Source organism: Enterococcus sp. AZ048 (assembly GCF_051715125.1).
Lineage (GTDB): Bacteria > Bacillota > Bacilli > Lactobacillales > Enterococcaceae > Enterococcus_A > Enterococcus_A gilvus.
The window spans coordinates 1,794,061-1,806,148 of sequence record NZ_JBIOTD010000001.1; the positions used below are offsets into that span (position 1 = coordinate 1,794,061).

A 12,088-nucleotide genomic window follows, 5' to 3' on the forward strand; every position below is an offset into this window, starting at 1 on the left:
AATATTCTTTACGTATTCAAATCTTGATGATACTTTTTTCTCGTGCCATCAAGACCGCAAAGAAATTTCTCTCATGGCACCTCTTAACGGAAAACAAGTTTTATTCATGGCAGCGCGCGGTCCGCTGCCTATTTCCGTTATACCCGTCATTACTAGACTTTTTATCCTAATTTGTATAACCTTATTTAAAAGGGAGTGATTCCGTGTTAAAAAGAATACTTACATCAATTTGGGTAACATTAATCTATCTGCTTGTCTCCAACCTTGGTAATTTGTTCTTCGGAGTTAGTGAAACTTTCAGTTGGACGACTACTCTGTGGGAATCTCTATTTTTCTTTATCTTTATATTTTTGCTTTTGCAGTTTAAAAAGAAGTAATATCCTCCGTTGCTATATTGACTCGATCATTTCCTGAGACCAAATATATCCTTCATGGTTCTCTTCAATATCAAGAATTGTCTCTACACCCTGATTAGCAATTCTTTCAATAGGTGTCGCTTCTGAAAGGCTACGAACGCTACTAATAGTGACTTCTTTTCCTTTATAAAATGACATTCCATGATAAAACATTACGCCACCATAACGTTTTTCATCTTCTAAGTTTTCTTTCACTAATACTTTTTGTCCTACTCTATACATCTACATTCTTCCTTTCTTTTCTCCATTACTGTACATTTTCTACCTTTGCTAGCTCTTGTGCGTAGGGGAGAAATTCATCTATCGTTGTTGCTTCTTCTTTACAAATCTTTGCAAGTTTTTTTGGATCAATGCCTTGCTCTCGCTTAAAATCTTTCTCTACATTCGTGTACCAAGCTAAAGCTTCGTCTCTCCGATTCCAAACGTTCTCAAAAATTTTATCCAGTTACTTTTCCTCCTTGATTGCCCCATTAACCAAAGCTTACATTTACAAAGTAATTTGCTAGGTTTATTATTAGCATTAATGGGGGAATTAATAATGAAAAAAATATGCTTTGTATTAAACTTTTGCTCCGGGTTAAACTATGCTTCAATGTTTGCCGGACCAACGTACAAAAATAACGATAGTCTTAAAAATTATTTTTCTAATTATTACGATGTTTCAACAAATTACCTTAGAGATGAAGATCTTGTTGATTATTTGATAGTCCCAAAGCCATTACCTAGTTTTTGTAATAAAAATCACCTTCCAATAATTGAGGTCCCAGCTAATTTTTTTTGGAAAAAGGATTTTGAAAAAATTAAGATTTATATCGATAATTATTTGGCTAATAACTGTAGCTAATAGTCTTAAAGACTGTACTATCAATTTTCCTGCTTGATAGTACAATTATTAAATATTTATTTTTTTAAATTAAACTTTTAATGGAGGTGATATTTTGTCGCTGTTTGTTTTATATACTTTTTCCATAGCAATAATTGGAATTGGGTTAGGTTTTTATTTTGTTAAGAAAATCCGTACAAAAAAATAGAAGAATTTAATTTTTTTCAGTGGTAGCCCGGTTTACAAAACTTTTTTATAGACATATTGAAAGAGGTGATATCATGTTCAATAGTAAAGAAAAAACTTTTCACTGTAACAATTGTGGAAAATTAATTTTGACCGATGAATTAGTTTGGACAAAATGGAGATTCCCTGCAAAATCAAGTTCATCTCAGTTGAAAGCAAGAAAAGAACTTGAATTTGAAAATGCGCCAATTATTTGTGAAACATGTTCAAAAAAAATAATTAAAATACCCTTTCAATGATTAATAATTACAAATGGGAAGTGGCGACTAATTGCTACTTCTTATTTTCGTAAATTAATTAGTAATCCTCTTTTAATATTTTAAGTTGATTAACTTCAAGTTCAGGCTCCATGTTACGAATAACAGAATTTATAAAACTCTCTTTCATTTTCACGTTTATTACCCTTTCTTAAGCATTATAAGAATTACTCTTCCCAACTTTCAAAAAGAATTGCATAGTCGGTAATATCTAACTTTTTCGCGATTTGTTGTACCGTCTCCAATGTGATATTGCCGGTTTTATTCACTGCTCCTGTTGTTTGCCCTCCGACTAATTCCGTCCAACTTAAGGCTTTGTTCACACGATGCCAGTTGACGTTGGACCAGAATACTTCTTTCAAATCTTTCATAACGGCACCACACGTTCTTTTCCTAAAGAAATGCGGTATCCAAGATTTCTAAGAATATCCCCATCATGATCGTCGTACTCCAACACCTCGAAACTAGCTGACTTCCCGTATTCTTTTATCAGCTTACCTACACAAGGATAAGAACATTTTGAATAATCTAATTGGTACCGTTGTTCTGGTAAAAGCTTCGGTTTTTTAGTCACGACCCAGTCCTGCCTGTCGGTGAATTTATCTTTTTTAGGTTTTCTAGGTTCGTTAGCTCGTCTGGCCATTCTTAATTTTGCCGCGCAGCTTTTGCAATGCGTAAGTTTCGACATGTTCTGATTCTTCACTAATCGCTCCTTACCGCAGGCACATCTAGCTACCCATTCTTTGTCGATTTCTCCTGGTCGAATAATAGTGAATTCCCCATACTTTTCGCCTGTCCGATCTCTTTTCTTATTTTGCATTTTCTTCACCACCATGCTTTTATAGATTTTTTCAGCTTCGTTAAAGACTCTTTCGTTCGTCCAATAATCTGTCCGGCTTAACAGCTCAGCTAGTCTTTTCTTTTTATCCATGTCAGAACGGTAGATCGTCATCGCTGATGTTTATTGATGAACCGCTGAACGGATCAGAGTCTCGATTGAAATCAGGACCACTTTTTTGATTTGATTGATTATTAAAGTTACTGCTTGAGTTATTAGACCTGTTCTGGGATCGACCATTCGCATCACCATTGTTTTGTTGTCGCTGGTCATTCGTACTGCGTGATTCCAGTAATTGAAAGTTCTCGGCAACTACCTCAGTAACGTATACTCGTTGCCCTTGCTGATTCTCATAGCTACGTGTTTGAATACGTCCAGTCACCCCAAGCAACGTCCCTTTGTGTGCGTAGTTCGCAAGGGTTTCGGCGGATTTACGCCAAATCACACAATTGATGAAGTCTGCCTCTCGGTTTCCGTCTTGATTCGTAAAGTTTCTGTTCACGGCTAATGTAAAGGTGGCTACACCTGTTCCATTCGCTGTATATCGTAGGTCAGGAGCTTTTGTTAATCGTCCGACCAAAACTACATTGTTAATCATTCGTTTTCCTCCTGTCGTTTAATAAACTCTGCCATTTTTCTTTTCACTTCGGCTTCTCTTTCTGGACTGATTTTCGGCGGTGCTGGTGGATTCGCGATATAGTCAGGGAGCTTTTCAACTCTACCTTTAGGCTTGTTATAGCCTCGTTCTGGCTTTCTATTAGCTTGTCGAGCCATCACGTCATACTTTTCGCGTAACTTCTTAGCTGAAAGAATATTGCTACTCCAGAACGAATCTTTTTGACACCATCCAATCATTCGCCTCACTTTACCTATATCTCTTTCATCGAGCTCAATCATTTTTCTGATATCATCCGCCCAATTTTGCAAATTAGGTTCTTTTATAGGCCCATTGTTATTGATATTTTCATAGAGATGTCTTGCAAGTTGTAGATAAGGGGAGTCGTCATCGTAAATTCGCTTGCGAGATTTGCGACTATCTTCTTTTATATCTTTCTCTTTATCTATTTCTATATCTATATCTGTTGCGTTAGGTTGCGTTACATCTAACGTTAGACTAACGTTAGAATCCTTTTTTTTGTCATAATGCCTCTTTGCTCGAAGTCTATTCTGTTCTCGTATCTTTTCTAACCCTTCAACATTTTGATGTTTCCCCCAGTTAGCAATTGCTATAACACCGTCGCTATTTAAATCAATCATGTTGAAGCTAGCCAGTGTTTGTAATGCTAATCGAACTGTATTTACGGGCTTATCAAACAGCGTTGCTAACATTTCTTCTGTGTAGGGCATGTTACGCTGTATATATATCAATCCGTCGTCGTTGGTTTTCCCCGCTAAAACTAGCAAGCGAATCCAAATGACTAAAATAGCATCTGATTCAGGAACAGCTTGGATCAGCCGTATTTTTTCATCATCAAACATTGTGGTTTTTAGTTTGATCCAACTTATTTCAGCCAAAACCTACCCTCCTATTCTTAATTTTTTTCGGTCTTTATCGTTAAGCTTTAAGGGAATAATCACGTATTTGTTTAAAAACTCAGTTAATCCTATAGTGTGTTGCTCGCTATGATGATGTCGACACAAAGCCATAAATCTATAATCAGAATGATTTATTTTACGTCTATTCCGTCCGATGCCGACTGTTTCTAAATGAGCAACATCCGCAGGCTCGAGACAAATACAACATTGTCTATATTTCAAGCAATAGTAAAACCATGCATTCTGTTTTAGAAGATAGTTATATATTTTAGGAATCGGAACTTTGTTGTCTAAAACAAACTCAATCAAAAATCCGATCCACTCTTTTGCAGTTGACTTCGTCGCAGTGTGATGATCAAACTTTGTTCCTCTTAAACCTTGATAATAGAACTTCAATTGTTCTTTAGTAAACTCTGGATACATCTCTCCTTGCCAACTAGCTATGTCCCCTATCAAAGCGTGAGACAAAGCATTCTGTTGAGGAGATATTCCACGATTATCTAAAGCGGTAACTTCGATAAAGTTCTCTTCTCCATTAGCTAACAATCGTAAATACTCTTGGTTAAACGCTTCGTCAAGTTCAACCTCCATGCGACGCCCCTTCATGGAGGTTATCTTTCCAATCATTTCACAGGCACCACTTCAATACCGTTATCAACTAAGTACTGGTTTAAAGCATTCATTTGTTCCAATGACCCAGATAATTTCAAGGTAACTGTCATCTGTTTTAAAGATACAACTTGTTCCTGGGACTGAATCAATTCACCAGTTTCACGATCATACATATTTCCAGAATCTGATTGTTGAGCTTGTTGCAAAGCTTGCTCTTCAGCTAATTTTGCAAGTGCCGCATCGTGTTCTTCTTGAGCAATCCGTCGTTGCTCAGCCTGCTCTTCACGAAGTCGTTTATTTTCCACAGCTTGTTTAATCTTTTCTCGAACATCAGCGACGTTCCAGCCCTGATCAATCATATTTGCCCACGCATATGGATCTAGTCCCGCGATTTCTGCATAGTCTGTTATAGTAGCTTTGTCGGCAGCTACTCGATCTCGCTCCATTGCGACAATTTTCATTTTATCTTTGATTTCGTCAATGATTTTCGGCCGAACTTCATCTTTTGTAGTAAATGCAGATTTTGCTAGCCAATTTGAATGGACCTCAATCACATCTGGTTCTACATTGAACAACTCAGATAATTTCAACATTTCAGCTTGAATCTTTTCTAAACGAATAGCCCTTTGTTCTTCTTCATACTTTTTGATTCCTTCACCGATATCATCAGAGATTGTCGTAATTTTTTCGACATAACCTTTCATTACACTTTCAAACTGAGTTAGAGGCTGAGTAAACTCTCGTTTAATTTCTTTACGTCGATCTTCCATCGCTTTCACGTATTTATTCAACTGAGCTCGAGCTTCTTTGGCCTCTGGGATATTACTATCCGAAAAGACTTGCACCCCGTAATGTTCGGTAACTTGATTGATTAATGCTTCCAATTGATCCTCGTTTTCGATAGTAATTTTTGATGGTGTATAGTTTACTGCAAACTGTATATCCGTTACCGCTAATTCATTTGATGTCATTATCTTTGCCCCCAATTAATGTTTTCTTCGTTCTGTGTTCTATTATTTTGATTTTGCTGTTGATCATTGTTTTGTTGTCGTTCATAGGCTGACTTTTCCCAATCACGTAGCTTTTGCAACGCAACGCCGAATTGGTCTTCTGTCATTTCTTTAATCTCATTTGTATAACCCATTTCAACTTTTAGAGTGCGTAAGACATTCGCATAAACTGAACCTGACATCTCCGCAACCTTTGTTATTAGCGCATCTAGAGAATCTAATTGCTGTTTATCAATATTTTTGGAAGGTTGTAACGGGCGTTCGGGGTCGTCACCAGTAGGTATCATGAACAAACTGGTTAATGCATATTTCAGAGCCCCAGTCTTTGCTTTATATACCGCTTTATCACCTGAATCCTGACCGTCTCCATAACCAATCATTTTGACTGATTCACCGCTATCAGCATCAATTAAGGTATATTCAATTTTGAGAGTCACTAATTGCTGAGAGCCGTTTCTTGTTGGTATCTCTTTTGTTGTTTTATCTAGCTCATTCGGAATCATTATCACGTTCCGATCTGCTAATTCCTTCCGAACCACTTCTTTGATGTCACTCTCTTGAGCGTAAGAATAATTTTGGCGATCGTTGTGCCCGTTTTTTGGAACTCGATCTACAGTGTTCATTATTTCGACAAGTTTTTGCATCAAGTTTTTTGAAGCTGTTTCTACTTTATCTGACATCTTTTTCCTCCTGTGCTATAATCAAGACAAATATTTCTTTGTTTGCTCACTAATTGCTTGCCGGCGTAGTGAGCTTTTTTTGTTCCCACGTTTTCCTGCGCTCGATATTCTGTTTTGCTAAAATTGTTGATTCGTTTCGTTGATACCACCGATCAGCGATCGTTTTTCCAATTTGTAGCCTTTCTTTTCTACTCATGCTCTCCTCACCCCTTTCAATTTGATATAATGGTTTAAAAACTGGATGGTGGCTTTTTTGAATATTTTTCAGTGTCTTTCACATTTAGATTGGGATATCTTCATACAACCCATAAAGAACTTTATCTTGCCTGTTACTTCATTAGTATTTTCTTCCTTTGCCTTTTACAATTCATACAGTGATAGAAAGACTAAAAGATTCAACATAAAAGTAGACTTTTTTTCACCGTGTGAGGAATGGTTAATAGATAGAGAGAATAATGATGAACCAGACGTTTATCATCAGTATAAATACAGAATTATAGACTCTGTTTTATTGACAAATAATAGTTCTTTGCCAGTTACTGTAACCAAATTTTCTATATTAGAAATAAAAGAGGATATAAATGTATTCACAATGATTGGTAACGATTACACTGTTACAATAAAATCCCCGTATACTAAAATGCCAAATGGTGGTCGAGCATACTCGGGAAATTCTTTTAAAAAAGTAGCAAATCTTTCAAAGTTTCCACCATTACCTTTGCCCATTACAATTCCGCCATATGAGTCAAAAATTACTACTTTAATTTTTAGGTATGATGATTCTTTGTTGAACAAAAACTTAACTCTTAATACACACACTAGTAGAGGGATATCAAAAACTAATAGATTTGTTTCCGCAACTCAAATATCACAGCTTGATACTGACTACACCCCTCCGCAATTAGATGAATTTGACTAGGAAATTCGCCAGTTTTCTTATGATACTCTTTAATCAAAGACTTATATTTTTCTATTAATTCATTTTCACTTATCGTAGACATTTTATTCACCATTAGTCAGCCCCCTCGGTTGGCTTTTTCTTTTCCCATCCGATCACTAAAAAGAAAAGTAGGATGTAGCCGTAGGCCAGCCAAATATTGACTAACGTGAAAACTGGAATTGCGATCATCGAAAGTAGGATCGTTTGAAAATTTAGTCGTTTCATGCTGTTGCCTCCTATGCTATTTCAAAATCCAAGCTCATTTGACGTACTTGCATCTTTGTAGCTGTGGACGGTTCCCAATCGTTAATGAAGTCTAAGACCGTTTCATAGTGTCTATTTCGTAGTTGTGTTCGTGTAGATACGCCTGTTACTGTTTTAACGCCTGAATTGATGTCTTTATAAAACTTCCCCCGTTGCTCTTGAGTAATCCTACCGAATCCTCGAGCAACTTCAGCAACACGTTGGTTAATACGACGACTGATATACCCATAATCGCCAGCGCTTAAAACAGTGTTCTCTTCTAAATCTGCTACTCGCGTATCCAATTCATCAACACGCTGATTCGTTTCCTCATTAGCTTGTAAAGCTAAAATTACTTGTTCTCGCTGAGTAGTAGCTATTTTAGGTTGCTGTTTGATGTGTTCTTCCATTTGGTTGAAGCGACTGACATACTTAGCTGTGAACTGAACGCCTTTAGGGCCTGTCAGTTTGTTTGAGACCATTTCACAACCTTGTTTAGTTAATAGGTAGTTTGGTCGTTCTTGATTATTTGAATCTTTGTATGTTGAATCAATGAAGAAATCGCCCGAGGGAATTTCCCCTTCGGCTAAATAGCCAATGTAAGTTCGTATAGATTTCATCAATTCGCCATTTGTCGTACCGATCATTTCCGCTACTTCATTACTTGTTAATGTTTGTGTTAACTGATTCATTTTCTTACCCCCTTACCTTTAAATTATTTGATATTCAAATCTTTTCTCTGATTCTTCTTTCAAAAACTGATCGTACAATTCAGTGTCTATATAAACTTCATTTTTTGTCGGCGCTATAAAGCCTTCTCTATATTTAGAGTTTCTAAATAATTTCATTCTTCGATGATAAGTTGATTCAGAATATCCTTTTGCTTTCATGAATTCTTTTTTCGTAAGAGTTCCTTCCATTTTTTTATCCTCCTATCTGATTTTGTAATAGTCGATGATAGCTAACAGCGTTTCATGAGCTTTCCTACTTTGATTCTTACCAGATAAATAATCATTCAAATCTTGTCTAGGAAGATTAAAGTAAGTTGCCACACTGATTAATGAAATACCTTTCTTTTCAAAATAATCACGAATTTTTTTACGACTTATTGCTGTGTCCGGCATGATAATTACTCCTTTGTTAAGTTATTTTGTAAGAAAATTCGACAGAATCACGCAAAGTTATTGACACAATGCACAAAGTTTCGTACTATGTAGACATGAAGAAATAAGCCTACAATTTTACCTTTTATTTGCGATGGGTCGCCAAACTTACGCTCAATAAGGTGTGTTTTTGTTTTGCTTTTTTCTATCGAATTAACTTACAAGAAGAATTATAGTATAAAACTTTGTGCGTGTAAACTATTTTGTGCACAACTTTTAATAATATAACATTCTTGTGCGAAGGGAATGTTTTTTATGACACTATTTGAAAGGATTTCTAAATTAGCAAAAAAACGCGACAAAAGTCTTAAAGAAGTTGCAGAAGAATTAGGACTGAGCAGAAATGCTATCTATCAATGGAAAACAAGTAGTCCAAAAGCTGATACTTTACAAAAAGTTGCTGATTACTTTGGTGTATCAGTCGACTATCTTCTAGGTCGAGAAGAGAAAAACACATTAGCAGAAAAATACGGGGTATTTGCTTTTGATGGCGACCCTGTAACAGATGAAGAAGTAGAATTTTTAAAATCTGTGTTGGCAGCTAAAAGGGCTGCAGAGAGCAAATAAAGCGAAGTGAAAAAGATATGCATGAAGTCAATAGTCATCTACTCAAATTGGTAACCGATCTCGGTTTAGAATTGTGTTTTGTGAATATGGAAAGAAGCGGAATCTATTTTGCTGAGGAAAAAACAATTTTTTTAAGCAATAATCTGTTGGATGAAAATTCAGATTTTGAAATATCCCACGAGCTCGGCCATTGCATCGAAAAGCATGAAAAACTTTCTGCTTACTACAATGCAAATGACTATAGCAGACGCAAATTAGAATTCGAAGCAAACAGAATAGCCATCGAAATACTACTTTTTATATGGTCGAATGAATACGATTTTGACAAAGAACAATTAAATGCCGTTAAATTCATGGAATACTATAAAATTCCCTGGAGTTTAGAAAGTTGCGTACGAGAAAAAATGAGAAAATATGGATAGAAAAAAAGCCCGTGCAGTGAACACGGACTAAGAACCTCATTTCTGAGATCAATCATATGATTATTATATCAAAGAAAGAGGTAAATATGGATATTGAAAAAAAACAATTGAATATGAAATGCCCGAACTGCAAAAATGATTTCATTCTCACTTTCAATACTATAAGATGCCCAAAATGTGGTATTGATTTCGATCCTGATGTTGTTCATCAAACCTTTTATAATTACGAATCAAACTTGGCTAATTCGAAGGCCTATCAATTTGGAAAGAAAATGGAAAAATCAGGGGAAGCTATGGAAAACGCCGGAGGTATTATCCAACAATTTGGTTGTTTTTTATTTCTGATCCCTATCGGTATTCTTTGTATATTATTTATTTTAAGTATTTTGTAAAACAAAAATCACACCCACTCTCCCCGACCAAAGATTGAGTGGATGTGATTAAACAAATCACCTATAGGCATAGGCTTATTTAACTGTGCCTATTATATCAAAAAATAGGAGTTGAATAAACATGTGGATAGAAAAAACACCAAAAGGAAAATACAAATATATTGAACGATACGAAGACCCTCTTACAGGGAAATTAAAGCGTGTATCTGTCATTAAACCAAACAAAACAAGACAAACACAAAAAGAAGCAAGTTATATTCTCAATAACAAGATTGCCACTAAAATAAGAGAAATAAAATCGAAATCAAAAGAAATTAAATTCATTGATCTATATGATGAATGGTTCAATCGCTATAAAAAGCAAGTGGCTGAAAGTACGTACATGTCTACAAATAACCTTATGAACGCAGTGAAGCATGATATAGGTGATGATACTCTAGTTTCGAAGATTGATAGCACATTAATTAATGAAATACTTGATAGCTATCTTTATGATAAAAACTTGTCTAACAAGTATGTCGCAATTATAAAAACTAAGATTAATCTAGTTTTGAAATATGCTGTCAGAAAAAGCTACATTACTGTCAATCCTATGGATAAAGTACAAATTGACTATAAGAAGGAATTTAAGACAGCGAAAATCAAGGATAAGTATTTAGAGGATAATGAATACGAATCAATTGTCAACTTTACATTGACTCACAATGAGCGATATTGTCTACTTTTCCAATGGCTGTATTTGACTGGTATGCGACCAGGAGAAGCGACCGCTTTGATGAAAGATGATATTGATTTAGAAGAAAAAACTGCGAAAATAAATGGTACTTTACTTTATAGGGAACGCAAAATAACTGAAGTGATTAAGTCTAATAGAACCAAGACGGCAGCAGGGATGAGAACTATCGATCTATCATCAAAAACAATTGAAATATATTTGAGGCTTTTAGAATTAAATCCGACTGGCGACTTTCTTTTCCAGACATCAAAAGGCACCCCAATATTGATTACCGCTCTAAACTCATATTTAAAAGCACATCGAAATCAGATGGATATACCAGAAGAAAAAAATCTCAGTTCACATATTTTTAGACATACTCATATTTCAAAATTAGCAGAAATCGGAACACCAATGTATGTAATTCAAGATAGAGTTGGACACGAAGATAGCAAAATTACACAACAAATTTATCTACACGTAACACAGGGAATGCGAGAAAAACTGCAAAGCGACTTGGAACTTCTATAATAGCTTGCCCCTTTTCTGCCCCTTTTATCAATTTTCCACTAAAAGAAGCCTTTCTAATTGCTCTTTTATATAACTATATAAAAATAAAAAAGCCCCTGATAACAGGGACTTAAGGTTGTCGAATAACAAATTATTAACGACGGATTTCTTTGATACGAGCTGCTTTTCCGTGTAATGCACGTAGGTAGTAAAGTTTTGCACGACGCACTTTACCGTAACGAACAACTTCGATTTTCGCAACACGTGGTGTGTGTAGTGGGTACGTACGTTCCACACCAACACCGTTAGAGATTTTACGTACAGTGTAAGTTTCGCTGATGCCAGCTCCACGACGTTTGATTACAACGCCTTCGAATAACTGGATACGTTCGCGAGTTCCTTCGACAACTTTCGCGTGAACACGAACAGTGTCCCCAGGACGGAATGCTGGGATATCAGTACGTAATTGTTCTTGAGTTAGTTCTTGAATCAATGGATTCATATTTATCATTCTCCTTATTCCAAACATTCTTAGGACAGAAGCCCCAGCGGAACATCGTATAATAGATGAGTTTTACACTCACCTAAATATTCTAACAGAGGAAGTTCTATCTGTAAAGACAAAATTCTTGTCAGAGGAACTTTAATTTTGAGCAGTATACATGGCTACATGATTCGATGGCATAGAAACGAGGAACTTCCCGCGCTTCTCATTCTT

Annotated in this window: 21 protein-coding genes; 7 read left to right on the forward strand and 14 right to left on the reverse strand. The window is 35.8% G+C overall.

Going from position 1 to position 12,088, the window contains the following annotated elements:
- Positions 1–389 precede the first annotated feature (389 nt).
- On the reverse strand, positions 390–638 hold the full coding sequence (locus IGI66_RS08820) for a hypothetical protein (protein ID WP_438848576.1): 249 nt from the start codon (positions 636–638) through the stop codon (positions 390–392).
- 316 nt (positions 639–954) lie between these two features.
- Between IGI66_RS08820 and IGI66_RS08825 the strand changes: the two genes are divergently transcribed.
- The gene (locus IGI66_RS08825; RefSeq protein ID WP_010778504.1) at positions 955–1,260 is read left to right on the forward strand and encodes a hypothetical protein; all 306 of its coding nucleotides are present in this window, start codon (positions 955–957) and stop codon (positions 1,258–1,260) included.
- A gap of 260 nt (positions 1,261–1,520) precedes the next feature.
- Positions 1,521–1,724: a hypothetical protein gene (locus IGI66_RS08830; protein ID WP_431380325.1), complete on the forward strand. Its 204-nt coding sequence runs from the start codon at positions 1,521–1,523 to the stop codon at positions 1,722–1,724.
- A 185-nt stretch (positions 1,725–1,909) separates the two neighbouring features.
- On the opposite strand, the gene IGI66_RS08835 is transcribed toward IGI66_RS08830, so the two are convergent.
- The 8 genes from IGI66_RS08835 to IGI66_RS08870 are packed head-to-tail and all read right to left on the reverse strand — an operon-like array spanning position 1,910 to position 6,614.
- Entirely contained in the window at positions 1,910–2,113 is a 204-nt protein-coding gene (locus IGI66_RS08835) for a hypothetical protein (protein WP_438848578.1), read from the reverse strand.
- Entirely contained in the window at positions 2,110–2,694 is a 585-nt protein-coding gene (locus IGI66_RS08840; protein WP_438848580.1) for a hypothetical protein, read from the reverse strand. The genes IGI66_RS08835 and IGI66_RS08840 overlap by 4 nt, the downstream gene beginning before the upstream one ends.
- Positions 2,675–3,178: a single-stranded DNA-binding protein gene (ssb, locus tag IGI66_RS08845; RefSeq protein ID WP_438848582.1), complete on the reverse strand. Its 504-nt coding sequence runs from the start codon at positions 3,176–3,178 to the stop codon at positions 2,675–2,677. Before ssb ends, IGI66_RS08840 begins: the two co-directional genes overlap by 20 nt.
- Entirely contained in the window at positions 3,175–4,095 is a 921-nt protein-coding gene (locus tag IGI66_RS08850) for a phage replisome organizer N-terminal domain-containing protein (protein WP_438848584.1), read from the reverse strand. Before IGI66_RS08850 ends, ssb begins: the two co-directional genes overlap by 4 nt.
- A 3-nt stretch (positions 4,096–4,098) precedes the next feature.
- Positions 4,099–4,707, reverse strand: coding sequence for a putative HNHc nuclease (locus tag IGI66_RS08855; RefSeq protein WP_438848585.1), 609 nt, complete (start codon positions 4,705–4,707; stop codon positions 4,099–4,101).
- Between the two features lie 32 nt (positions 4,708–4,739).
- Positions 4,740–5,699 (reverse strand): DUF1351 domain-containing protein, encoded by a 960-nt coding sequence (locus IGI66_RS08860; RefSeq protein ID WP_438848587.1) that lies wholly within the window; start codon positions 5,697–5,699, stop codon positions 4,740–4,742.
- A complete protein-coding gene (locus tag IGI66_RS08865) occupies positions 5,699–6,418 on the reverse strand; it encodes an ERF family protein (RefSeq protein WP_438848589.1) in 720 nt (239 codons plus the stop codon). Before IGI66_RS08865 ends, IGI66_RS08860 begins: the two co-directional genes overlap by 1 nt.
- A 49-nt stretch (positions 6,419–6,467) precedes the next feature.
- Positions 6,468–6,614 carry a hypothetical protein gene (locus IGI66_RS08870; RefSeq protein WP_438848591.1) on the reverse strand — a complete coding sequence of 49 codons (147 nt, stop codon included), beginning with the start codon at positions 6,612–6,614 and terminating at the stop codon, positions 6,468–6,470.
- Positions 6,615–6,671: 57 nt separating this feature from the next.
- Here IGI66_RS08870 and IGI66_RS08875 point away from each other — a divergent pair, with 57 nt between their 5' ends.
- Positions 6,672–7,337, forward strand: a complete 666-nt coding sequence (locus IGI66_RS08875; protein ID WP_438848592.1) for a hypothetical protein — start codon at positions 6,672–6,674, stop codon at positions 7,335–7,337.
- 93 nt (positions 7,338–7,430) lie between these two features.
- On the opposite strand, the gene IGI66_RS08880 is transcribed toward IGI66_RS08875, so the two are convergent.
- The 4 genes from IGI66_RS08880 to IGI66_RS08895 are packed head-to-tail and all read right to left on the reverse strand — an operon-like array spanning position 7,431 to position 8,725.
- Positions 7,431–7,583 (reverse strand): hypothetical protein, encoded by a 153-nt coding sequence (locus IGI66_RS08880; RefSeq protein ID WP_169818210.1) that lies wholly within the window; start codon positions 7,581–7,583, stop codon positions 7,431–7,433.
- Between the two features lie 11 nt (positions 7,584–7,594).
- Positions 7,595–8,293 carry a Rha family transcriptional regulator gene (locus tag IGI66_RS08885; protein WP_438848594.1) on the reverse strand — a complete coding sequence of 233 codons (699 nt, stop codon included), beginning with the start codon at positions 8,291–8,293 and terminating at the stop codon, positions 7,595–7,597.
- A gap of 18 nt (positions 8,294–8,311) precedes the next feature.
- Positions 8,312–8,521, reverse strand: a complete 210-nt coding sequence (locus tag IGI66_RS08890) for a hypothetical protein (RefSeq protein WP_435933988.1) — start codon at positions 8,519–8,521, stop codon at positions 8,312–8,314.
- A 12-nt stretch (positions 8,522–8,533) separates the two neighbouring features.
- Positions 8,534–8,725 (reverse strand): hypothetical protein, encoded by a 192-nt coding sequence (locus tag IGI66_RS08895; protein ID WP_435933987.1) that lies wholly within the window; start codon positions 8,723–8,725, stop codon positions 8,534–8,536.
- A 294-nt stretch (positions 8,726–9,019) separates the two neighbouring features.
- On the opposite strand from IGI66_RS08895, the gene IGI66_RS08900 reads away from it, so the two are divergent.
- The 4 genes from IGI66_RS08900 (at position 9,020) to IGI66_RS08915 (ending at position 11,391) form a co-directional block, all read left to right on the forward strand.
- Positions 9,020–9,331: a helix-turn-helix domain-containing protein gene (locus IGI66_RS08900; protein ID WP_435933986.1), complete on the forward strand. Its 312-nt coding sequence runs from the start codon at positions 9,020–9,022 to the stop codon at positions 9,329–9,331.
- Positions 9,332–9,348: 17 nt separating this feature from the next.
- Positions 9,349–9,753: an ImmA/IrrE family metallo-endopeptidase gene (locus tag IGI66_RS08905; RefSeq protein WP_438848597.1), complete on the forward strand. Its 405-nt coding sequence runs from the start codon at positions 9,349–9,351 to the stop codon at positions 9,751–9,753.
- Between the two features lie 86 nt (positions 9,754–9,839).
- Positions 9,840–10,145, forward strand: coding sequence for a hypothetical protein (locus tag IGI66_RS08910; protein WP_435933984.1), 306 nt, complete (start codon positions 9,840–9,842; stop codon positions 10,143–10,145).
- A gap of 121 nt (positions 10,146–10,266) precedes the next feature.
- Entirely contained in the window at positions 10,267–11,391 is a 1,125-nt protein-coding gene (locus IGI66_RS08915; RefSeq protein WP_438848599.1) for a tyrosine-type recombinase/integrase, read from the forward strand.
- A gap of 133 nt (positions 11,392–11,524) precedes the next feature.
- Here IGI66_RS08915 and rplS read toward each other — a convergent pair whose 3' ends face one another.
- The gene (gene rplS, locus IGI66_RS08920; RefSeq protein WP_010740291.1) at positions 11,525–11,872 is read right to left on the reverse strand and encodes a 50S ribosomal protein L19; all 348 of its coding nucleotides are present in this window, start codon (positions 11,870–11,872) and stop codon (positions 11,525–11,527) included.
- Between the last annotated feature and the right edge of the window lie 216 nt (positions 11,873–12,088).

Coding starts and splice junctions, on each gene's coding strand:
- IGI66_RS08825 (WP_010778504.1), top strand. CDS start 955: ATGAAAAAAATATGCTTTGTATTAAACTTTTGCTCCGGGTTAAACTAT.
- rplS (WP_010740291.1), bottom strand. CDS start 11,872: ATGAATCCATTGATTCAAGAACTAACTCAAGAACAATTACGTACTGAT.
- IGI66_RS08820 (WP_438848576.1), bottom strand. CDS start 638: ATGTATAGAGTAGGACAAAAAGTATTAGTGAAAGAAAACTTAGAAGAT.
- IGI66_RS08835 (WP_438848578.1), bottom strand. CDS start 2,113: ATGAAAGATTTGAAAGAAGTATTCTGGTCCAACGTCAACTGGCATCGT.
- IGI66_RS08840 (WP_438848580.1), bottom strand. CDS start 2,694: ATGACGATCTACCGTTCTGACATGGATAAAAAGAAAAGACTAGCTGAG.
- IGI66_RS08855 (WP_438848585.1), bottom strand. CDS start 4,707: ATGGAGGTTGAACTTGACGAAGCGTTTAACCAAGAGTATTTACGATTG.
- IGI66_RS08915 (WP_438848599.1), top strand. CDS start 10,267: ATGTGGATAGAAAAAACACCAAAAGGAAAATACAAATATATTGAACGA.
- IGI66_RS08905 (WP_438848597.1), top strand. CDS start 9,349: ATGCATGAAGTCAATAGTCATCTACTCAAATTGGTAACCGATCTCGGT.
- IGI66_RS08910 (WP_435933984.1), top strand. CDS start 9,840: ATGGATATTGAAAAAAAACAATTGAATATGAAATGCCCGAACTGCAAA.
- IGI66_RS08895 (WP_435933987.1), bottom strand. CDS start 8,725: ATGCCGGACACAGCAATAAGTCGTAAAAAAATTCGTGATTATTTTGAA.
- IGI66_RS08885 (WP_438848594.1), bottom strand. CDS start 8,293: ATGAATCAGTTAACACAAACATTAACAAGTAATGAAGTAGCGGAAATG.
- IGI66_RS08865 (WP_438848589.1), bottom strand. CDS start 6,418: ATGTCAGATAAAGTAGAAACAGCTTCAAAAAACTTGATGCAAAAACTT.
- IGI66_RS08870 (WP_438848591.1), bottom strand. CDS start 6,614: ATGAGTAGAAAAGAAAGGCTACAAATTGGAAAAACGATCGCTGATCGG.
- IGI66_RS08860 (WP_438848587.1), bottom strand. CDS start 5,699: ATGACATCAAATGAATTAGCGGTAACGGATATACAGTTTGCAGTAAAC.
- IGI66_RS08830 (WP_431380325.1), top strand. CDS start 1,521: ATGTTCAATAGTAAAGAAAAAACTTTTCACTGTAACAATTGTGGAAAA.
- IGI66_RS08880 (WP_169818210.1), bottom strand. CDS start 7,583: ATGAAACGACTAAATTTTCAAACGATCCTACTTTCGATGATCGCAATT.
- ssb (WP_438848582.1), bottom strand. CDS start 3,178: ATGATTAACAATGTAGTTTTGGTCGGACGATTAACAAAAGCTCCTGAC.
- IGI66_RS08890 (WP_435933988.1), bottom strand. CDS start 8,521: ATGGAAGGAACTCTTACGAAAAAAGAATTCATGAAAGCAAAAGGATAT.
- IGI66_RS08900 (WP_435933986.1), top strand. CDS start 9,020: ATGACACTATTTGAAAGGATTTCTAAATTAGCAAAAAAACGCGACAAA.